Source organism: Streptomyces sp. NPDC104371 (assembly GCF_055583785.1).
Window position 1 is genome coordinate 13,476 of record NZ_JBVJNF010000006.1, and the last position, 20,120, is coordinate 33,595.

The window sequence follows — 20,120 nt, forward strand, 5'->3', positions numbered from 1 at the left end:
TTCACCAGGCACCATCGCGCGGTGTCACCCCCTCTCGTTAGGGTCGTGCCGTGGTCACCGGTCTCCCGTATCCGACGCACCCCGAAGGCGACGCCGGAGGGGGCGTGTTCCGCCCCGCGCACTGGTGGCAGAAGCGATGGGTGCGCTACGGCGCGCTGATCACGCTGCTCGCGCTCTCCGGGCTCGTCATCCTCGCCCTCGTACGCCAACAGACCGGCACCGAGGGGTTCTTGGTCGGGCTGGGCCTCGCGGTCCTGCCCGTACCGCTGCTCGTCGCCGCGTTTCGCTGGCTGGACCGGGTCGAGCCGGGCCCCTGGCGCAACCTGGTCTTCGCCTTCGCATGGGGCGCGTGCGCCGCCGCGCTCATCGCCATCGTCGCCAACAGCTTCGCGACCCGGTGGATAGCGACCTCGACCGCCGATCCGAGCAACGCCGACACCCTCGGCGCCACCGTCATCGCGCCCGTCGTCGAGGAGTCCGCGAAGGCCGCCGCCGTGCTGCTGGTCTTCCTCTTCCGCAGACGGGACTTCACCGGCATCGTCGACGGGGTGGTGATAGCCGGGGTCACCGCGACCGGCTTCGCCTTCACCGAGAACATCCTCTATCTGGGCACGGCCTTCGGCACCGACCAGCTCAGCGGCGGGCGCGGGCTGGCGTCCGTGACCGCCGCGACGTTCTTCGTCCGCGTGGTGATGTCGCCCTTCGCGCATCCGCTGTTCACCGTGCTCACCGGCATCGGCATCGGCATCGCCGCGCTCTCCGCCGAGCGCCAGCGCGTACGCCGGATCCTGGTGCCGCTCGGCGGACTGCTGCTCGCCATGAGCATGCACTCCCTGTGGAACGGCTCCGCGTCCTTCGGCCAGTTCGGGTTCTTCGCGGTGTACGGGGGGTTCATGGTGCCCGCGTTCGGGCTCCTGACCTGGCTGGTGATCTGGACACGGCAGCGAGAGCTGCGGACCGTGCGCGAGGAACTGCCCGCGTACGTGGCCGCCGGCTGGGTGGGGCCCGGCGAGCCGTTCGCCCTCGGCTCCATGCGGGCGCGGAAGCTGGCCCGGGAGTACGCGGGACGCCACTTCGGGAAGGCGGCGGCGCGCTCGGTCGCGGAGTACGAGGCGTACGCGACATCGCTGGCGTTCCTGCGCCGCCAGGGGCGCCGGGGCCGGGCGGCGGCCGACTTCGCCGTACGGGAACGGGAGTTGCTCACCGGGATGTGGGCGCGACGGGGCGTGGCGCTGCCCGCGCTGGCACACGCCGCGCGCGCCGCGGCCCCGAGGCCGGTGTGGGGACACGGGTACGCCCCGGCGACCGGGGCGCCGCCCGCGTGGCAGACGGCGCCCCCTGCCGGGTACCCGGTGTACAACCCGTACCGCTCACAGGGCTGAGGCCCCTGACGGAGCTACGCGGACGCCTCCGTGAGGAGCTTCTGCTCCTGGTCCGTCAGCGTCAGGTCCCGCACCGCCAGCAGCGCGGGCAGTTGCTCGACCGTACGGGCGGAGGCGATCGGTGCCACGACCGTCGGCCGGGCCGCCAGCCAGGCGAGCGCGACCGTCGCGACCTGCGCGCCGCGCTCCTGCGCGACCTCGTCGAGGGCCGCGAGCACGCGGCGTCCGCGCTCGGTCTCCAGATGCCTGCCCGCGCCCTCCGCGCGCGGCGAGTCCACCGTGGTGCCGGGCCGGTACTTGCCGGTCAGGAAGCCGGAGGCAAGGGAGTAGTACGGGACGGCCGCGAGGCCCGCGCGGGAGGCGATGTCCGACAGCTCCCCCTCGTACGTCTCGCGGGAGACCAGGTTGTACTGCGGCTGGAGCGCCACGTACCGCGCCAGGCCCTCCCGGTCGGAGAAGTCGAGGGACTCCTGAAGGCGGGCGGCGGAGATGTTGGAGGCGCCGATGGCGCGCACCTTGCCCGCCTTCACCAGGTCGTCGAGCGCGCCGATGATCTCCTCGACCGGGGTCTCCGGCTCGTCGAAGTGCGTGTAGTAGAGGTCGATGTAGTCGGTGCCGAGGCGGCGCAGGGACGCGTCGGCCGCGGCCTTGATGGTGTCGGCGGCGAGCCCCATGTGCTCGGGATGCCGGCCGACCTTGGTGGCGATGACGACATCGGAGCGGTTGCCGCGCGCCTTCGTCCAGTCGCCGATGACGGTCTCGGACTCGCCGCCCTGGTTGCCGTCGGCCCAGGCCGAGTACATGTCGGCCGTGTCGATGAAGTTGCCGCCCGCCGCGGTGTACGCGTCGAGCACCGCGAAGGACTGCGCCTCGTCGGCGGTCCAGCCGAAGACGTTGCCGCCGAGCGAGAGCGGGAAGACCTCGAGGTCGGAGGAGCCGAGCTTGCGAAGAGAAGTCATGACCGTAGTCAACGCCCGCTTCGGAGTGATCACTTCCGGTGTGGGGCAAAGTTCCCGTAAACGCGGCGGGCGGGCGCGGTGTCGGTGCGGGAACGCGTGACCGGCAGCCCTGACGTCGGGGGGTAGCCGTCAGGACCGCCGGGGATCAGAGGTGGGCGGGCGTGCGGGCGCGGGGCCCGGTGCTCAGGGGTTGATGCCCTTGTTCTGCAGCCACGCCAGCGGGTCGATCGCGTCGCCGCCGCCCGTGTGGACCTCGAGGTGCAGATGCGGACCGGTGACGTTGCCGGTCGCGCCCACGCGCCCGATGACATCGCCGGTGCTGACCTTCTGCCCGACGCTGACGCTGATCGAGGACTGGTGGCAGTACCACAGCTCGGTGCCGTCCTCGAGGGTGAGGACCGTGCGGTAGCCGTACGCCCCGGCCCAGCCGGCCTCGGTGACGGTGCCCGTGTGGATCGCCTTGAGGAGCGTGCCCGTGGGGGCGGCGAAGTCGAGGCCGGTGTGGTGGCCGGAGGACCACATGCTGCCGGCGTCGCCGAAGTGGGAGGTCAGCGTGTACGAGGAGGTGGGCAGGGAGTACTGCTTGGCCAGCTTGGCCAGGCGCTCCTCCTCGGCCTTCTTGCGGGCCTCTTCCTCCGCCTTCTTCTTGGCCTCCTCGGCCTTCTTCTTCTCGGCGGCGGCCTTGGCCTTCGCTTCGTCCTGCGCCTTGGTCGCGGCCTCGGCGGCCTGCTTCGCGGCGGCCTCCTGCTCGGCACGCGCGGCGGCCTGGTCGACCTGGTCCTGCTGGGACTCGGCCTGCTGCATGATCCGGGCGCGCAGCGCCTCGCCCGCGTCCGCGCTGCCCGAGGCGGCGCTGGTCAGGCCGACGTCGCTGAGGGGGGTGGCGGCGGCCTCGGGGGTGTCGTCGTCCTGGCCGATGAGCGACTTGGCGGAGTCCGTGACCGAGGAGATGTCGGGCAGGGACGAGGGCATGTCCGGCAGGGAGATCGACACCGGCGGCTTGCCGGTCTGCGCGGTGGCCATGCCGCCCGCGCCGACGGCGGCTATGACGCCGACGCCGAGAACGGTGGAGCTGCGCGCGAGGCCGCCGCCGCGCTGCTTGCCGACGCGGTGCCTGCCGCGGACGGGACGGACGGACTCCTCCGAAGGACTCCACTCTTCCCAGGGGCCCTCGTCGTCGCGGGCCGCGAAGCCGTACGGCTGGGTGTCCTCGGGGGCGAACGACGTGTTCTGGGCAGACCGGTTGGACGCCACGCGGGCGCACTCCTTTCCTTCCGTCTCGCCTACCGGGTTAGCTGACGGGTTCGGAGCAGGAAGGTCTCCTACGGGTTCTGTGCCTGCCGTGCTGCCACGGCGGCATCCGCCCGATTCACCCCAAAGTGGTGGTTCCCCGGTTCCCTTACGGGATTCGGCACACGCGCACGGAGCCGCCTCGGGTGACGGCTGGGACGACCGCGCTGCGTTATCGAACGTTAATAGACGCGAGGGCCGTATTCCAAGTTGCTCGGCCGGATCATCGATCCCATCGGCCAGGACTTTCGCCTCATGAGCGGTGGAAGTAGGGCGAGTTGACCACGTGTCACCCGTCTCATGAGCCTGACGGGGCGTCAGTTGCTGTGCGGAGCGATTCCGTTCACTTACGCAACGTGACTGCTAGTGATCAAGGCGAGGGTATGAGGGGGCGAACGCACCGAGGGCCGGAACCCTTTCGGATTCCGGCCCTCGGTGATCAGTAGCGGGGACAGGATTTGAACCTGCGACCTCTGGGTTATGAGCCCAGCGAGCTACCGAGCTGCTCCACCCCGCGTCGGTGATTCAAGTGTACGTCATCCGCGGGGTACCTCGTGCACGGATCTCGCTTCCCCACTCTCACCTGCTGTTTCACCCGGTCCGGGAAGCGCCGGGGCCAGGTCAGGAGCGGTCGGGCGGGGAGAGCAGATGGGCGTTCGGGGCCTTCGCCCGCCGCTCGCACTCCGGCAGGAGCACCACGTCGACCCCCTGGGCCGTGAGCGCCCCGCTCCCGTCGGCCGACGCGACGAACGTGTCCGGCTCGCGCCATGCGGTGACCACCCGTCGTACCCCGGCGTCGAGGATCAGCCGGGCGCAGGGCGCGGGCCGGGAGGCGCGGCGGGTGCACGGCTCCAGGCTGCTGTACACCGTGGCGGTGGCCAGCCGGGGGTCCGCCGGGTCGAGCTTCGCCAGCGCCGCCTCCTCGGCGTGGACGACGGGGTCGCCGCCCTCCCGGGAGTGCGCCCGCGCCAGCTCCGTGCCGTCGGCCGCGACGATCACCGCGCCGACGCTGAAGGCCGTACGGGAGGGCGGGCACTGCGCGGCCAGTTCGCAGGCCGTCCGCAGCCATCGCCGGTCGGCGGCGGCGGCCGATCTCCCGGTGCCGGGCGCCGTGGGGACGTACCGCAGCAGGACGACGTCCCCGACCGGCCGGGTCTCCAGCAGCCGCATCCGGCCCGGCGGGTACGCCCCGGGCCCGAACATCCGCGGCGCGTCCGCCTCGCCCACGAACAGCGGCGCCACCGCCAGCCGCAGCTCGTCCGCGAGCCCCTGCTGGAGCAACCGCGTATGCACGCGCCCGCCGCCCTCGACCATCAACCGCCGTACGCCCTTGACGTCCCCGAGGTGCGCGAGCACAGCCGCCCACTCCACGGCGGGGCCGAGCGAGGTCACCTCCACGTCCGTCGGCAGCACCTCCCGCAGTCGCCGGGCGCCCTCGTCCGTCGTATAGACGATCTTCGCGCCGCCCGTGTGCCAGAACCGGGCCGCGGGGTCGAGGTCGCCGGACGCGCTGACGGTGACCTTCAGCGGGTGTTCCGGGCGCCCGGCGGCGATCCGGGCCGCGCGCCGCTCGGCGGAGGCGACCAGCAGGCGCGGGTTGTCGCTGCGCAGCGTGCCCGCGCCGACGAGGATCGCGTCGCTGTCCGCCCGTACCTCGTCGACCCGGTCGAAGTCCTCCGGCCCGGACAGCAGAAGCCGCTCGGGTCCGGTGTCGTCCAGGAAGCCGTCGAGCGAGACGGCGGCGGACAACAGAACGTAGGGGTGGGCCATGGGGTCGCGCTCCAGTGGTCGGGGGCGGGGATCCGGACGGGGCTCGGGCGATCGCCTTCCGGTCGGTTGATTACAGTCTCCGACCGAGGGGTGCCGCACAGCGGAAGCATGGGGGCGCATCCTCGGCACCCGCTACCCACCGGCCCGGACAAGGACGACCGACATGTGCGACCCCCGCGACACCACGGCGTCCGGTGCCGCCGACAGCGGCGACCCGGCCGGCCTCCCCGCCGCCACCGTCCGCACCCGCGTGACGGTCCCGCTCCGCTTCGGCGACGACTGCGCCGTCACGGCCGACCTGGTCACCTTCCACGGCCTCGCGGACGGCCAGGAGCATGTGGCGGTGGTCCTCGGCGAGCCCGCCGCCGACCGCGCTCCGCTGGTGCGGCTGCACTCCGAGTGCCTGACCGGCGATGTCCTCGGCTCGGCCCGCTGCGACTGCGGTCCCCAACTGCGCGAGGCGGTGCGGCGCATCGCCGACCGGGGCGGCGTGCTGCTCTACCTCCGCCAGGAGGGCCGCGGTATCGGCCTCTACAACAAGCTCGACGCCTACGCGCTCCAGGACCAGGGCCTCGACACCTACGAGGCGAACGCCGCGCTCGGGCTGCCGGAGGACGCCCGTGACTACACGGCCGCCGCCCAGATGCTGCGCGTCCTCGGCATCGAGTCCCTGGACCTGCTGTCCAACAACCCCGACAAGGCGTCCCAACTCCGCGCCCTGGGCCTCACGGTCGTCGACCGCGTTCCGACGGGTGTCTTCACCACGGCCCACAACGTCCGCTATCTCCACGCGAAGGTGGTCCACACCCAGCACACGCTGCCGCTCACGGAACTGACGAGGCACTGACCTCTCTCACCCGTGACGGCTCGCGGTCTACAGAAGGACGACACACCCCCGCCGCTCCAGCTCGGCCGACAGCGACGGAGCGGGCGCGCAGGCGTTCCAGCGCAGGTCCAGCTTCTCCAGCGCGGGCAGGCCGAGGACCCAGTCCGGCAGGCGCGTGAGGCGGTTGCCGCGTACGTCGAGCCGGCGCAGCCGGGGCAACCCGGCCAGCGCGCGCGGAAGCTCGGCCAGGGCGTTCTCCCGCAGGTCCAGGTGACGCAGGTCGTGAAGGTCGGCCAGGGACGACGGCAGGCGTTCGATCGCGTTGCCCCGGAGCCAGAGTTCGCGCAGGCGGTGCAGTCGGCCGATGCTGTCGGGCAGCGTGGTCAGCCGGTTGGACTGCGCCCTCAGTTCGATCAGCCCGGTCATCCGGCCGATGGCCTCGGGCAGCGCGGTCAGGGAGTTCTCGCCGACGTTGAGGTAGCGCAGCCGCGTCAGCTTGCCCAGCGCGTCGGGGATCTCGGTCAGATCGTTGTCGTGCAGATAGAGGAAGTCACTGAGGCCGTCCAGGTCGCCGAGCGCGTCGGGCACCGAGGTGAGGCGGTTGTGACCGAGATCCAAGGTGGTCAGCCGGAGCAGCCGGCCGATCTCGGGCGGGAGGTCGGTGAGCCCGGTCTCGGCGAGGATCAGCACCTGGACGTCGGTGCGCTGCCAGACCGAGTCGGGCACCGCTCCCAACTGTTGACGCCACAGGTTCAGTACGTGCGACACGGTGTGGTCCCCTCCTGGTCTTCGCTTCCTCGACGCGGTCGACGGACCGCCTTGCCCGTCACGGGCGTTGATGCGGATCAGACGGTCAGGAGACCGGCCGGGTGTGCTCTCAGCGGTTGAGGTACGCCAGCACCGCCAGGACGCGCCGGTTGTCGTCATCGGAGGGCTGCAGGCCGAGCCGTGTGAAGATCGAGGCCGTGTGCTTGGACACCGACCGCTCGGTGATCACCAGTTGCTGGGCAATCGCCGCGTTCGAGCGCCCCTCCGCCATCAGCGACAGGACCTCCCGCTCGCGCTGGGTCAGCGCGGCCACGGCGCCGTCGGCGGAGTTGTGGGCCAGCAGACGGGCGATCACCTCGGGGTCCATCGCAGTGCCGCCCGTGGCCACCCGCCGGACCGCGTCGACGAACTGGGCGCCGTCCATCACCCGGTCCTTGAGCAGATAGCCGGTGCCGCCTTGGCCCGCGGCCAGCAGCTCGCGGGCATACAGCTGCTCGACGTACTGCGAGAGCACCAGCACCGGAAGCCCCGGGGAGAGCCGTCGGGCCTCCAGCGCGGCGCGCAGGCCCTCGTCGGTGAAGGTCGGCGGCAGCCGTACGTCGACGATCGCCACGTCCGGCTTCTCGGCCGCCACCACGGCCAGCAGGCCGGACCCGTTGTCGACGCCGGCCACCACCTCGAATCCGTGCGCCTCCAGCAGGCGCGTCAGGCCGTCCCTCAGGAGGAAGAGGTCTTCGGCGATGACAACACGCACGGGATCTCCATGTTCACGATGGTCGGACCGCCGGGCGGACTGCTGACGGCGAGTACGCCGTCGAAGGCGGCCAGGCGGCGCTCGACGCCGCGCAGGCCCGTGCCGTCGGCCGGATCGGCCCCGCCCCGACCGTCGTCGGTGACGGTGATCCGGAGCGTACCCGTCGCGACGCCGCTGTCATGGCCGACCTCGATCCAGATCTGCCGTGCCTCGGCGTGCTTGGACACATTGGCCAGCAGCTCGCTCACCGCGAAGTAGGCCGCCGACTCCACCGGAGCGGGCGCCCGGCCCGCCAGCTCACCGGTGAAGTGCACCCGGTGCGGCAGGTCCAGGGCCAGCGCGTGGACACCGTCGGCCAGGCCCCGGTCGGCCAGCACAGGCGGGTGGATGCCACGGACCAGGTCGCGCAGTTCGGCCAGCGCCTTCACCGAGGACGCCTTGACCTCGACCAGCAGGCTCTGCGCGGCTTCCGGGTTGCTGACCACGAGGTGCTGTGCCGTGTCCAGGGCCATGCCCATGGCCACCAGCCGGGCCTGTGCGCCGTCGTGCAGGTCACGCTCGATCCGCCGCATCTCGGCCGCCCCGGCGTCCAGGGTGTCCGACCTGGTCTGCGCCAGGTGATCGACGCGCTGCGCCAGTTCCTCCTGCCGGCTCGGGCCCAGCAGAAAGCGGGCCGACCGACTGTATCCGAGCAACAGCCGAGGTGCGGCCCACAGCACGATCGGCAGCGCTACCAGCAGCGTCGTCGTCACCGTGAGCACTGCCAGGAAGACGTGCGCTTCAGCCGGCGCCCGACCCACCGTCTCGGAGCCGAGGAACGTGCCGAGCATCCGCGCGGTGACGTAGACCGGCATGGCGACGAGTACGGCGAGGATGCCTCCCACACTTCCGGTGAAGGAGGTCCACAGCAGGTCCCGCCACGTCGCCGGGTCGGTGAGTACCCAACGCGTCAACAGCCGCACTCGTCCCCACCACGGTCTAATGCCGGTGACGGGCGCGGCCCGGTAGGGCACGGCGATGGGCGTCCCGCTCCACGAACCCGCCATCCTCCGGTGCAGTCCGGCCACCCGACGCATGCCCAGCAGGCTGCACGCGAGCAGCGGCGGGCCGAGCCAGATGACGCCGTGGTCGCCACCGGGCAGCGGCCCCCGGTGGACCGCCAGGGCGATCAGCGCCAGGACCGGGGGGACGAGCAGCACCGCCCCGCCCGCCCCGAGGGCACTCCTGCCCTCCTGGTCGGCGCCGCTGCGGACCAGCCGACGCAATCCGGATACCGCGCAGGGGACCAGGGCGAGAACCACCAGCAGCCACAGGTGATACCTGTCCTTGCCACCGTCGCCCGCCATCGCGGCCGTCGGCGGATGCCAGGGCTGGTTCACGGTGATCAGGAGCAGTCCGGGGGCGGCGAACAGGGCCGCGGCCCCGACCAGGCTGACGCCCCAGATCGCGAACAGCCGGATGGTCGCGAGCACGCCGCTGCCGACCCGGGAGGGCGCGGGTTCCCCTTCCTCCGCACGCCACGGTGCGGGCGACTGGGTTCGGGCCTGCCCCGGGGGACCTCCGCCCGGGGTGATCGCACTACCGCTCACATCCGCTCTCCTCCCCTGTCGGTCCGGACCAGTGTGCGGGGCAACCAGCTCGACGGGCATGCGTCCTGGGCCCCGAAACGGGGCTGTAGCCAGCTACACCTCCAAGACCCCGCTCAGCCCGGTGTCGGCGAACTCCCCTCTGTTCCTAGCTTCTTGGGAGGCATCGAGGAATGCGCCGCAGGAGCGGCGCCCCGGCCGTTTCCCGACCCGTGGAGGACCCGTGACCGCGCCGATCATCGAGATCCGCGACGTGAACAAGAAGTACGACGAAGGGCGCCCGGCGCTGGCCGACATGGACCTGGAGGTGAACGCCGGCGAGGCACTGGCGGTGCTCGGGCCCTCGGGCAGCGGCAAGTCCACCCTCCTCAACATGATCGCCGGGCTGGACCGGCCGTCCGAGGGCACCATCACCGTGGGCGGACTCCGCCTGGACCAGCAGGGCGAGGCCGCCCTGGCGAGGTACCGCAGGGAACGGATCGGGATGGTCTTCCAGTTCTTCAACCTGCTGGACGACCTGACCGTGGAGGACAACGTCCTGCTGCCCGCACAGCTTGCGGGCCGGCCGCGCGCCCTGGCCCGCCACCGGGCGGCCCACCTGCTGGAGCGCCTGGGCATCGCCCGGCACGCGCGCGCCTTCCCCGGCCGTCTCTCCGGCGGTGAGCGGCAACGGGTCGCGGTGGCACGGGCGCTGATGAACCGTCCACAACTGCTGCTGGCCGACGAGCCGACCGGCGCGCTCGACAGCGCCTCCGCGGCCGAGGTCAGGGACCTGCTGACCGAGCTGAACCAAGAGGGGCAGACGATCGTGCTGGTCACCCACGACACGGCACTCGCCGCCGCCTGTGCGACCCGCACCGTCGAGCTGGTCGACGGCCGGATCGCGCGCGATGTGGTCCGGGTGGTAGCCGGATGAGCGCGCTGGGCAAGGTGGTTCGGGCGGGGGTCGGCCGACGCCGGACCCAGACCCTGGTGACGGTGCTGACCACCACGATGGCGGTGGCCGCGGCGGTCCTGGCGGCCGGACTGCTGGTGGCCTCCCGGACGCCGTTCGAGCACGCCTTCGCCAAGCAGCGCGGCGCGCATCTGACGGCCTGGTTCGACCCGGCCACGGCAACCGCCGCGCAGGTCGCCACGACCGTGCACCTGGCCGACGTGACCGCCGCCGCGGGGCCCTACCCCGTGCGGTCGCTGTCCCCCCGGATCGGCGCCAACCATGCGCGGATGCCGGTCGGCGGTGTCCTGCCCGAGATGAGCGTGGTCGGCCGAGCGGACACCGGCAAAGCGGTCGACGAGTTGTCCCTCACCGCGGGCCACTGGGCCACCGGCAGTGGGCAGATCGTGCTCAGCGACCGGGACACGCCGCTGGGCGTGGGCGACCAGTTGTCGTTTCCCGACCTGCCGGGCAAGCCGGTGCTGACCGTGGTGGGGCTGGCCCGGTCGGTGACCGCGACCGCGGACGCCTGGGTCTCCCCCGAGCAGGCGGCGGCCCTGACGGCGCCGGGCAGCAGGCCCGGCCTACAGATGCTCTACCGCTTCCGGCACGCCGCCACCGATGCCGAGGTCACCGCCGACCGCAAGGCGATCGAGTCCGCCGTACCCCCGGGGTCGCTGACCGGGGCCTCCTCCTCTTTGCAGGCCGAACGGTCCGCGAACCGCACCACATCGACCCTCGTCCCCTTCGTGGTCGCCTTCGGGGTGATCGGCCTGGTCATGTCGATGTTGGTCATCGGCACCGTGGTCAACGGCGCGGTCGGCACGGCGACCAGGCGCATCGGCATCCTGAAGTCCCTGGGCTTCACCCCGGCACAAGTGGTCCGCGCCTACGTCGTCCAGGCACTGATCCCCGCCACGGTCGGCACCGCTCTCGGCGTCGTGCTGGGCAACCTGATGGCGGTCCCGGCCCTGGGCGTGGCCCAGCGCGCCTACAGCACCAGCTCGCTGACGATCGCACCGTGGATCGATCTGGCCGTCCCCGCCGTCGCGCTGATCGTGGTCGCGGCGACGGCACTGGCCCCCGCACTACGGGCCGGAAGGCTGCGCACGGTCGAGGCGATCGCCCTGGGTCGGACACCTCGGGCCGGCCGTGGCCGGGCGGTGAGGCGGCTGCTCGGCAGGCTGCCGCTGCCGCGCGCACTGAGTCTGGGGCTGGGCAACCCCTTTGCCCGGCCCGCCCGTTCGGCGACGGTGGCGGCAGCCGTCGTCTTCGGCACGGTCGGAGTGACCTTCGGCACCGGCCTGGCGATCTCGGTGAACGACGTCCAGAACGGGCTCGACCGTGAGAACGCGGGCGCGGTGACAGTGCAGAACGTCGCGCCACTGGCCGACAAGGATTCCCGCGACACGGCCGATCCGGCACTGATCGCCGCGAAGATCACCGCGCAGCCGGGCACCCGTAGGTACTTCAGCACCGCGCGGACTCAGGTCGGCGTGGCCAAACTGGCCGGTTCGACCCGTGTGGTCGCCTATCAGGGCGACTCCTCGTGGGGCGCCTACCAGATGATCTCCGGAACCTGGTTCCACGGCCCTGGGCAGGCGGTGGCCCCCTACGGCTTCCTGCGGGCCACCGGGACGCATGTCGGTGACACCATCACTCTCACGGCGGGCGGCCGTCGCACGGCGGTGCGGATCGTCGGTGAGGACCTGGACACCAGCGAGGGCGGCACGGTCATACGGACCGACCTCTCCTCCTTGGCCGGGCTCGACCTCACGATCCCTTCGGAGCTGGTGCAGTTCAGCATCGACCTGAAGCCCGATACCGACGCCACGGCCTACGCGGCCTCGCTCGGCAAGGCGCTGCGGTCGCCGGACACCCTGGTGCTCCCGACCGGGAACAGGATCAACCCGACCATCATCGCCATCGACGCACTGGTGGCCATGTTCACCCTCATGCTGGTCGCGGTGGCCGGGCTGGGCGTCCTCAACACGGTGGTGCTGGACACCCGTGAACGCGTCCACGACTTCGGGGTGTTCAAGGCGCTCGGCATGTCGCCGCGGCAGACCGTCGCCATGGTGCTCACCTCGGTGGCCGGGATCGGCCTGGTGGCGGCAGCGGTCGGCGTCCCGGTCGGCATGGCCCTGCACACGTGGGTGGCGCCGGTAATGGGCCACGCAGCGGGCACCGCGATCCCGGCGACGGACATGGCGGTGTACTCGCCGCCGGTACTGGCCGGTCTGCTACTGGGTGGCCTGGTGATCGCCACGGCGGGAGCGCTGCTGCCCGCGGGGTGGGCGGCGAGGGCGAGGACCGCGGCGGCGCTGAGGAGCGAGTAGCGCCCTGCGCGCCACTCACCGGCGCACCGAACCTCGCGCCCCTGAGGCACACCCGCTCGACGCAGGGGCCGAACGACGCGGCGCCCGAGCCGACCGAAGCCGACCCGGGCGCCGCGTAGCGGGTCGGAGGGGTAACCCCTCCCTCACATCCGTAGGCCCTGTGGGACTCGAACCCACAACCAATGGATTAAAAGTCCTGGCCAAGGCTTGCCGGGTGGTGCTCGCCGTTGCCGCGTGGTGCTGTTTCGACTGATCAGCGCCATGCGGCAGCGTGCTCCGTCCGGCTCATGACGCCCCGTGCCGGACAGTCCGCTCACGCATCGCTCACGCACGAAGGCGGGTGTGACCTGCCGTGTGCCGAGCTGCGAGAGGTGACAGGGCAGAGTTCTCTTCGGTACCGGCAGCGGCTGTCGGCACGGTGGGGGCGTGTGGAGCCTCGCTGGTCGGCGGTCGCGGCGGGTCTGGAGGCTTCATGGGATACGACGGCACCGAAGTCTTCGGGTTGCGCTCACCCGGGCACGGTCCGAGTGACGCGCCACAGCCGCCTCGGGAGATCGCGCTCCTCGAAGGCATCGACTTCCTGAAGGCTCCAGCTCTCGGCAATGGCGTCGACCAGATCACGAGGGAAGAAGTGGACGGCGCAGCCGCCGTGCTCCCAGATGTCGTCTCCGCGTCCGGCGCCGGCCCGGTGGTGCACATCTCCGGTGTAGCGGACGGTGTAGACGAAGGCGCCGCCTGGTCTCAGCACTCGGCGGACTTCGGTGACCAGGGTGTGGACCTCCTGCGTCGACAGGGCCGAACGGGTCGCCACCGAAGTCCATGACAACGCCCCCCGTACGGCCGACTGTGGCCGTACGGGGGGCGCGTTGTGCTTTGGGACGCGATTCGTTCGGATCTCCGCGGGCAGTGCCTACAGTTCGCCCTTGGCCACGCCTCCGATGAATGCTCGCCACCCTTCGAAAGCACTCGTCAGGACCGGCCCCGCCTGCTCTTTGCTGTCTCGCATGGCGACCGCGTCGTCAAGGTACGCCACCTCGACGCAGGCGCCGTTTCCGTTGCTGTGGCTCGACTTGAACCACTCGACGTCTTCAACCCTTTTCATAGCTCCCTGCTACCTCAGAAATCAGGCGCCGCGACGCCTGCTCGTCCAGCGATGCTGTCCAGATGTCGTTGAAGGCCGCGTCGTACTGTTCCACCTCCCGCTCTTTGTCCAGATAGAGACCCCCGGTGTACCCGTCCGCGTAGACCGTCGGCGGCTCCGTGGCGACTCCGTCGCCGGTCAAGGGGAACCGCAAGATGATGAACGGCCCGGTAACGACTCCTGAGTGCATACCAACGTCGAAGGGCACCACCCGAATCGAGACGTTCGGCAGCTCCGCGACGTAGACGAGGTGGGCGAGCTGCTGCGCCATCACGTCGCGCCCGCCAACGGGACGACGTAGTACAGCCTCGCTCAGGACCGCGCGCAGCACCGGCGGATCGGTGACCCGGGTCAGAAGCGACTGACGCTCAATTCGCAGACGCACGCGTCCATCGAGGTCCGCGTCGTCAATCCCTCGGATGTGCGTACGGATGATCTCGCGTGCATATCCGTCGGTTTGAAGCAGCCCCGGAACGATGTCACTCTCGTACAACGACAGCGACGCCGCGGCTTCTTCAAGGCCCACGTAGACGTCGAAACCTTCCGGGATCAAGTCGCCGTAGGCATGCCACCAGCCCCGCGCCTTGGTCTCTTTCGCGAGGCCCATCAGGGCCTCGGTGAGGTCTGCTGGAGCGCCATACACCAGGCACATTGCCTGAACGTCGAGGCTACGTAGAGGAGTATGGCCGGTCTCGATGCGCCACATCTTCGCCTCGGACCACTCCAGCTTCTTCGCTGCTGCGCGCACCGTCAGTCGTGCCCGGTTGCGTAGATCTCGGAGATTCCGCCCCAGCTGGCGGCGCGGAACTGTTGACCCGGTCGGACCCTCAGCCATCTCAACCCCTCCTACAGAGCCCAGTATGAAGGACTTTCGTCCCTCACGATGAAAGCTGTTGGGTGCTCGTTCCGCAGTACAAGACGTCAGTTCGACACCCTGCAAGCGGTACAACGCCATGAAGTCTTGCACGGCGAACCATGCGCCGTGCAGTCTGGAAATCCACTCCCCGTGAGCGATCTTTCCGCTACGTCGTCGTACCGGCCTGCACAAGTCCGCTACTGCGCACAGCACTTGTCCGTGAGAGGACACGCATGATCGATCTGCCGCAGGCGCACCCGCCCGGATACACCCCGCCGCTCGACGGGCTGAGCCCCTTCCTGTTACTGACGAGCGAACCCCAATCAGCCGGCCAGGCCCGCGCGTTCGCACGCGCGTTCATCGATCGCCACTCGCCAGACGTGCCGAAGAGGCACGTTGACAATGTCGTCTTGGTCACCAGCGAGTTGGTCACCAACGCCTACCGGTACGGAAGCGAGCCCGGAGACTCAATTCGTCTCGTCCTGGCTCCTAAGGCCGACCGAACTCGCGTCGAGGTACACGACCCTGTGCGCCGCGTGCCCCGCCACCGGCCCGAGTCCGCCGAACGTGACCGCGGGCGCGGCCTCATCATCCTTGAAGCGCTGTGCCCGGGGCTGTGGGGCATCGGCGAGCGTCCTTTCGGAAAGTTCGTGTGGGCTGAGGTGGCAAGGTGACCGACACCGGCCTCACAATCCGAGCAGTGCCCGGCCCCGACTTCATTGCCCAGTGCATCGTGTCGACTTGGGTCGACGCCGTATCACTGGGAGACCCGGTCGCCTTTCTACTGATCGGCCATGCTCCGCCGCAGCATCCCGGCGAAACGACCGAGTCGATCGAGGTCGGCTTGATGGGCATGGCCGACGCGATGGGCTTACGTCCGGCCGTTGAGATCGCACCGGACATCGGCGACCGCATCGTGACGCGGGGTCCGTACGTCGCCCTCGATTACGGGCACCCCAAGGTCTTCATGCAGATACCCACCCCCGGTGACCCGTGGCGAAGGCATCTCGATGGTGGCGGAGCGGCCGTGATTACGATCGCCCTCGACCCGATTCCCCCGGGCGCCGGCCCCGACGCTGTCGCCAACTACCTTGACCGCGTCATCATCACGAAACGCGCGTTCACGGGCGTAACAGCTCTGAGGAACCGCTGATGGAGGAGGACCCGAGCGGGACCCCCGCTCTGCCCCTGCCCCCGCCGTTCATGTGGGCCTGCCCAGAGTGCGCTCGATGGCTACGGCGTCTCGGCAACAACTGGGACTCCCCACAAGGGCACTTCTGGGAAGAACTGATGACTGCCCGGCACATCGCCGAAGTACACCCCGGGGAAGTACCGGCCCAGCACCTCGACGACTGCTTGCTGTGTCCGAGGTACGCAACGCGGCAGGACAACGACGGCCCCCTTGCCTGGGCGCAGCACCGGGCAAGAGGGCTCTTCATGCCTCCCTCGCTGGCCCGCCTTCTGTGATCCACCAGCCCCGGAAAGGACGCACGATGCCACCTCCGGCCCCCGGCCACCCGATGACGGCCGCTGTGCTGATCACCAATCCGAGCGACGCTCTGCTGATCGTTCGCCCGGCCAAGCCCGACGCCCCATGGCAGCTGCCCGGCGGGATCGTCGAGTTCGGCGAGTCGCCGCTCGACGCCGCACTCCGGGAGACACGGGAAGAGCTGGGGCTCGACCTCGACGTGCAGCCAGACGACCTCTTCGCCGTCGAGTGGCTGGAATCCACCAGGCTCGGCCGCCGCGACCGGATCGCGTTCCTGTTCGCCGGCCCCATGCTCTACCCAGCCGACACCGCCCTCATCACCTTGCAGCGCGACGAACTCGACGCCTGGCGCTGGGCCACCCGCGCCGACGCAGAAACGCTGCTGCACCCCGCAATAGCCGCGCGGATCGCGGGACCTCTCCAGACCCCCAGTCGTGCGGTCTACCGTGAAACCAGAGAAGGGACGTTATGAACAACGATTTCCCCGCCCGGAAGCTGCGTATCGGCACCCGCAGCTCCCCCCTGGCGCTCGCCCAGGTCGACCAGGTGTCGGCCCTGCTGCGCAAGGTCGAGCCCGACCTCGACATCGAGGTCAAGCCGGTGACGACCGAGGCCGACAAGTGGCAGGGCGACCTCGCCCAGCTCGGCGGGAAGGGCCTGTTCGTCCGCGAGATCGACCAGATGTTGCAGCGCCACGAGGTGGACATGGCCGTCCACTGTATGAAGGACGTCCCCGGCGACGTCCCCATGCCCAAGGGACTGATCTTCGCCGCCTACCTGGAGCGCGACGACGTGCGCGACGTCCTGGTCGTGCCCGAGGAGTCCGACGTGCAGACGCTGGCCGACCTCCCGCCCGGTGCCTCCGTCGCCACCTCGGCCGTACGCCGCAAGGCGCAGATCAACCGAGTGCGCCCCGACCTCAACGTCGTACGGGTCCGCGGCCTGGTCGGCACACGGATCGACAAGCTGGACGGCCGCAAGAAGATGGACCACAAGCTCGACGCGATGGTGCTCGCGCGGGCCGGCCTCGAACGCCTCGGCCTGTCCGCCCGCACCCGGCAGATGTTCGAGGTGGCCGAGATGCTGCCGGCGGTCGGCGCAGGTGCCCTCGGCCTCGAATGCCGGAAGGACGACGACCCGGTCGCCTACCTGCTCCAGCAGCTCAACCACGACCGCACCATGACCGAGATCACCGCCGAGCGCGTGATGCTGCACGGCCTACGGGGACACTGCAACAGCCCCATCGCGGGGCACTGCATCACGGAACCCGACGGCCAGCTGTCGCTGCGGGGGATGGTGTTCAGCCGCGACGGCTCCAAGTTCGTGCACGCCCACATGTGGGGCGAGTCCCTGAACGATCCAGCGGTGCTCGGCTCGCGCGTCTGCTCCGAGCTGCTGCGGCAGGGCGCCCGAGACATCATCGAGGGCATTCCCCACTAACGGCGACGCCCCTTCGGAACACACAGACGGCCCCGGCACCAGGACCACAGGTGCCGGGGCCGTCTGCTGTCCCTACTGCATATCGCCGCTGGTCAGAGGCCCAAAGTACCCCCGCATGTTTTGGGCACACTGTTCCACGACGTCCGCGAGCCGCTGCCGCTCGCGGAGCCTGGCTTGTTTGTGGTGTCGTGCTTTTCGCTCAGGCACGGTGGCTCAGTGTGCGCCATCAAGTTCCGCGAGCAGCTCCTCGGTGTCCTCGCCCAGGCCGGGTGCCACGCTGCGGAAGGTGGTGAGGCCGGCGCCGAAGGTGACCGGGAAACGGGCCTGGGGGGTCGAGGTGCTCCCGGCGGGCTTCATGAAGAGGTTTCGGGCCGTCGTGTGGGGGTCGGACAGGAGATGGGCGGGGTCGGTCACGACCGGTGCCCAGGGGGCGTCGATCTCGGTGAGGCGGCGGTGCCACCAGTCGTAGTCCCTGGCGGCGAAGACCTTGCCGAGCAGGGCGTTCACCTGGTCCTTCGCTGCCGTGCGTTCGGGTCGTCGGTCGTATGCCTGGGTGCCCAGTTCGGGGAAGTCGGCGGCCAGTTCTGAGCGCAGGCGGTGCCAGAACTTGTCCTCGAAGGTGGCCAACGACAGGAGCCTGCCGTCGGAGGTGGTGAAGACGTCGTTGTCACCCTGGACGAGTCCGGCCGCCAGGGGGTCTTCGATGCCGATGAGGGGGAGGGCGAAGAGGGAACACCAGGCGGTGATGGACTCGCTGAGGGAGACGTCTATGTGCTGACCTTCCCGAACCCCGTCGCCGGTCAGCGCTGCCGTGAGGGCCAGCGCTGCGTGCATGGCTCCCGCCATGTCGCCGACGCGGACGCCGGGGCGGGTGATCGTCCCGTCAAGGCGGCCGGGGACTGCGAAGAAGCCGGACAGGCCGAGGAAGTTGAGTTCGTGGCCGGGATGGGCGGCGTACGGGCCTGTCTGGCCGTAGCCCGTGAGGGAGCACAGGACCAGACGCGGGTTCGTCTCGTGCAGGGTGTCGAACCCGAGGCCGAGGCGGTCCAGGACGCCGGGCCGGAAGCTCTCGACCACCGCGTCGGCGGTGTGGACCAGGCGCAGGAAGGTGGTCCGGCCGTCCTCGGTGCGCAGGTCGAGGGCGACGGAGCGCTTGTTGCGGTTCAGGGCATCGAAAAGCGGCGGGGCGACGCGAAGGGGGTCGCCGCTGGCCGGGTCCTCCACCTTGATGACGTCCGCGCCGAGGTCGGCAAGAAGCGAGGTGGCGTACGGGCCGGGCAGGAGCCGGGAGAGATCGAGGATGCGTTTGCCGGTCAGCGAGGACCAGTGCGGAACGGTCATCGAGGTCGCCTTACGGAGGTGTGGGCTGGTCAGTGGTTGAAGGCCAGGAGCTTGGCGATGCCGTTGCGCTGGATCTCGGACGTGCCGGTGAGGACGCGGAACATGCGGATCTTGCGGAAGAGGTATTCGATCTCGTTGCCCTGGGTCAGGCCCTCCTTGCCGTGGATCTGGACGGCCTCGTCGAGGATGCGGAAGGCGGACTCGGCGACGAACAGCTTGCACATGAACGCTTCCGCGTGTACCTCGCGTCCCTCGTCCAGGGCCGCCATCGCGGCGTAGGTCATGGAGCGTGCGGCGTAGAACTCGGTGGCCATGTCCGCGACCTTGTGCTGGATGGCCTGGAGCATGAGGAGCGGCTGGCCGCCCGCCACCTTGCGGGTGCGGGTGCGGTCCAGGGTGAGGGCGAGAGCGCGACGGGTGGCGCCGAGGACGGTGGGGCAGTGCAACAGCCGGTTGGTGGTGACCCGGCCCAGCGCGATGCGCATGCCCTTGCCTTCCTCGCCGAGGAGGTTGGCGGCCGGCACGTGGCAGTCGTTGAGGACGATGTCGCTCTCGATGTGCTCCCCCGACATCGGGGTCGCTCCGTCCTCGACCCGGCAGCCGGGGCTGTCCAGGTCCACCAGGAAGGCGGAGAACTGCGGCTTTTCGCCCTCCTGTTCTCCGGTACCGGCCATGCGGGCGACCACGATCGCGAAGTCGGCGAAGGGGCCGGCGGAGGAGAACACCTTGTGCCCGGTCAGCCGGTAGCCGTCGCCGTCGCGTACGGCTACGGTCCGCATGGCGCGGATGTCGGAGCCGGCGTCGGTCTCGGTGAGGGAGAAGCAGCAGGCGCGCTCACCGCGGATGAGCGGCAGTAGGTACTTGTCCAGTTGGTACTCGGTGGCGTGCTTGAGGATGTCGCCCGCGCGCAGCGGGCCGCCCATGTCGCCGAGCACGCTGTGGGCGAGGACGCGGCCGCTGGCGCCGATCTCCTCCTTCAGAGCGGCGAGTTGGGTGTAGGTGAGGTTCTGGCCGCCGTACTCCTCGGGCAGGTGGATGCCGTAGAAGCCGAGTTCGCGGCTGCGGCGCCAGACCGGTTCGAGGTCGGCACGGGTGAGGCGGCTGGCGTGGGTGAGGCCGCGTTCGCGTTCGTGGTCGGCGAGTTCGCCGTCGAGGTAGTCGCGCAGGCGGTCGACGAGGTCGGCTGTGCGCGGGTCGTCGTAGGCGGGGTGGAGGGAGAAGGTCACGGCGGAGGCTCCGAACAGA

Annotated in this window: 19 protein-coding genes, 1 tRNA gene and 1 riboswitch; of the genes, 8 read left to right on the forward strand and 12 right to left on the reverse strand. The window is 70.4% G+C overall.

Features of this window, described 5'->3' with window-relative positions:
* The first annotated feature begins 50 nt into the window (after positions 1–50).
* Positions 51–1,382: a PrsW family intramembrane metalloprotease gene (locus ACZ60T_RS19320; RefSeq protein WP_469666983.1), complete on the forward strand. Its 1,332-nt coding sequence runs from the start codon at positions 51–53 to the stop codon at positions 1,380–1,382.
* Positions 1,383–1,396: 14 nt separating this feature from the next.
* Here the strand turns inward: ACZ60T_RS19320 and ACZ60T_RS19325 are convergent, their stop codons facing one another.
* From ACZ60T_RS19325 to ACZ60T_RS19340, 4 genes are all read right to left on the reverse strand, one after another.
* On the reverse strand, positions 1,397–2,341 hold the full coding sequence (locus tag ACZ60T_RS19325) for an aldo/keto reductase (RefSeq protein WP_469666984.1): 945 nt from the start codon (positions 2,339–2,341) through the stop codon (positions 1,397–1,399).
* 183 nt (positions 2,342–2,524) lie between these two features.
* A complete protein-coding gene (locus ACZ60T_RS19330; protein ID WP_365629153.1) occupies positions 2,525–3,595 on the reverse strand; it encodes a M23 family metallopeptidase in 1,071 nt (356 codons plus the stop codon).
* A gap of 11 nt (positions 3,596–3,606) precedes the next feature.
* A riboswitch (cyclic di-AMP (ydaO/yuaA leader) is annotated at positions 3,607–3,765 on the reverse strand.
* A 309-nt stretch (positions 3,766–4,074) separates the two neighbouring features.
* Positions 4,075–4,148, reverse strand: a tRNA-Met gene (locus ACZ60T_RS19335).
* Between the two features lie 104 nt (positions 4,149–4,252).
* Complete coding sequence (locus ACZ60T_RS19340) at positions 4,253–5,401, reverse strand: dihydrofolate reductase family protein (protein ID WP_469666985.1); 1,149 nt, start codon at positions 5,399–5,401, stop codon at positions 4,253–4,255.
* Positions 5,402–5,564: 163 nt separating this feature from the next.
* On the opposite strand from ACZ60T_RS19340, the gene ACZ60T_RS19345 reads away from it, so the two are divergent.
* Positions 5,565–6,248 (forward strand): GTP cyclohydrolase II, encoded by a 684-nt coding sequence (locus tag ACZ60T_RS19345; protein WP_365629147.1) that lies wholly within the window; start codon positions 5,565–5,567, stop codon positions 6,246–6,248.
* A gap of 27 nt (positions 6,249–6,275) precedes the next feature.
* On the opposite strand, the gene ACZ60T_RS19350 is transcribed toward ACZ60T_RS19345, so the two are convergent.
* From ACZ60T_RS19350 to ACZ60T_RS19360, 3 genes are all read right to left on the reverse strand, one after another.
* Complete coding sequence (locus ACZ60T_RS19350) at positions 6,276–6,995, reverse strand: leucine-rich repeat domain-containing protein (RefSeq protein WP_469666987.1); 720 nt, start codon at positions 6,993–6,995, stop codon at positions 6,276–6,278.
* A gap of 109 nt (positions 6,996–7,104) precedes the next feature.
* Positions 7,105–7,749: a response regulator transcription factor gene (locus ACZ60T_RS19355; RefSeq protein WP_365629141.1), complete on the reverse strand. Its 645-nt coding sequence runs from the start codon at positions 7,747–7,749 to the stop codon at positions 7,105–7,107.
* On the reverse strand, positions 7,713–9,338 hold the full coding sequence (locus tag ACZ60T_RS19360; protein WP_365629137.1) for a sensor histidine kinase: 1,626 nt from the start codon (positions 9,336–9,338) through the stop codon (positions 7,713–7,715). Before ACZ60T_RS19360 ends, ACZ60T_RS19355 begins: the two co-directional genes overlap by 37 nt.
* Before the next feature lie 220 nt (positions 9,339–9,558).
* Between ACZ60T_RS19360 and ACZ60T_RS19365 the strand changes: the two genes are divergently transcribed.
* Complete coding sequence (locus ACZ60T_RS19365; RefSeq protein WP_365629134.1) at positions 9,559–10,251, forward strand: ABC transporter ATP-binding protein; 693 nt, start codon at positions 9,559–9,561, stop codon at positions 10,249–10,251.
* A complete protein-coding gene (locus ACZ60T_RS19370) occupies positions 10,248–12,608 on the forward strand; it encodes an ABC transporter permease (protein ID WP_469666988.1) in 2,361 nt (786 codons plus the stop codon). Before ACZ60T_RS19365 ends, ACZ60T_RS19370 begins: the two co-directional genes overlap by 4 nt.
* Positions 12,609–13,116: 508 nt before the next feature.
* Here ACZ60T_RS19370 and ACZ60T_RS19375 read toward each other — a convergent pair.
* The 3 genes from ACZ60T_RS19375 to ACZ60T_RS19385 form a co-directional block, all read right to left on the reverse strand.
* Positions 13,117–13,419: a hypothetical protein gene (locus ACZ60T_RS19375; RefSeq protein ID WP_469666989.1), complete on the reverse strand. Its 303-nt coding sequence runs from the start codon at positions 13,417–13,419 to the stop codon at positions 13,117–13,119.
* Between the two features lie 99 nt (positions 13,420–13,518).
* A complete protein-coding gene (locus ACZ60T_RS19380; protein WP_469666990.1) occupies positions 13,519–13,710 on the reverse strand; it encodes a DUF397 domain-containing protein in 192 nt (63 codons plus the stop codon).
* Entirely contained in the window at positions 13,697–14,584 is an 888-nt protein-coding gene (locus ACZ60T_RS19385; RefSeq protein ID WP_469666991.1) for a helix-turn-helix domain-containing protein, read from the reverse strand. The genes ACZ60T_RS19380 and ACZ60T_RS19385 overlap by 14 nt, the downstream gene beginning before the upstream one ends.
* Positions 14,585–14,838: 254 nt before the next feature.
* Here ACZ60T_RS19385 and ACZ60T_RS19390 point away from each other — a divergent pair, with 254 nt between their 5' ends.
* The 4 genes from ACZ60T_RS19390 to hemC all read left to right on the forward strand — a co-directional run bounded on the left by ACZ60T_RS19390 (position 14,839) and on the right by hemC (position 17,534).
* On the forward strand, positions 14,839–15,279 hold the full coding sequence (locus tag ACZ60T_RS19390) for an ATP-binding protein (protein ID WP_469666992.1): 441 nt from the start codon (positions 14,839–14,841) through the stop codon (positions 15,277–15,279).
* The gene (locus tag ACZ60T_RS19395; protein WP_469666994.1) at positions 15,276–15,758 is read left to right on the forward strand and encodes a hypothetical protein; all 483 of its coding nucleotides are present in this window, start codon (positions 15,276–15,278) and stop codon (positions 15,756–15,758) included. The genes ACZ60T_RS19390 and ACZ60T_RS19395 overlap by 4 nt, the downstream gene beginning before the upstream one ends.
* A gap of 367 nt (positions 15,759–16,125) precedes the next feature.
* Positions 16,126–16,566, forward strand: coding sequence for an NUDIX domain-containing protein (locus tag ACZ60T_RS19400; protein WP_469667355.1), 441 nt, complete (start codon positions 16,126–16,128; stop codon positions 16,564–16,566).
* The gene (gene hemC / locus ACZ60T_RS19405) at positions 16,563–17,534 is read left to right on the forward strand and encodes a hydroxymethylbilane synthase (protein ID WP_469666995.1); all 972 of its coding nucleotides are present in this window, start codon (positions 16,563–16,565) and stop codon (positions 17,532–17,534) included. The genes ACZ60T_RS19400 and hemC overlap by 4 nt, the downstream gene beginning before the upstream one ends.
* Positions 17,535–17,747: 213 nt before the next feature.
* On the opposite strand, the gene ACZ60T_RS19410 is transcribed toward hemC, so the two are convergent.
* Together ACZ60T_RS19410 and ACZ60T_RS19415 are read right to left on the reverse strand one after the other, a co-directional pair.
* Complete coding sequence (locus ACZ60T_RS19410; RefSeq protein ID WP_469666997.1) at positions 17,748–18,875, reverse strand: CaiB/BaiF CoA transferase family protein; 1,128 nt, start codon at positions 18,873–18,875, stop codon at positions 17,748–17,750.
* A 29-nt stretch (positions 18,876–18,904) separates the two neighbouring features.
* Positions 18,905–20,101 carry an acyl-CoA dehydrogenase family protein gene (locus tag ACZ60T_RS19415; RefSeq protein ID WP_469666998.1) on the reverse strand — a complete coding sequence of 399 codons (1,197 nt, stop codon included), beginning with the start codon at positions 20,099–20,101 and terminating at the stop codon, positions 18,905–18,907.
* Positions 20,102–20,120 lie beyond the last annotated feature (19 nt).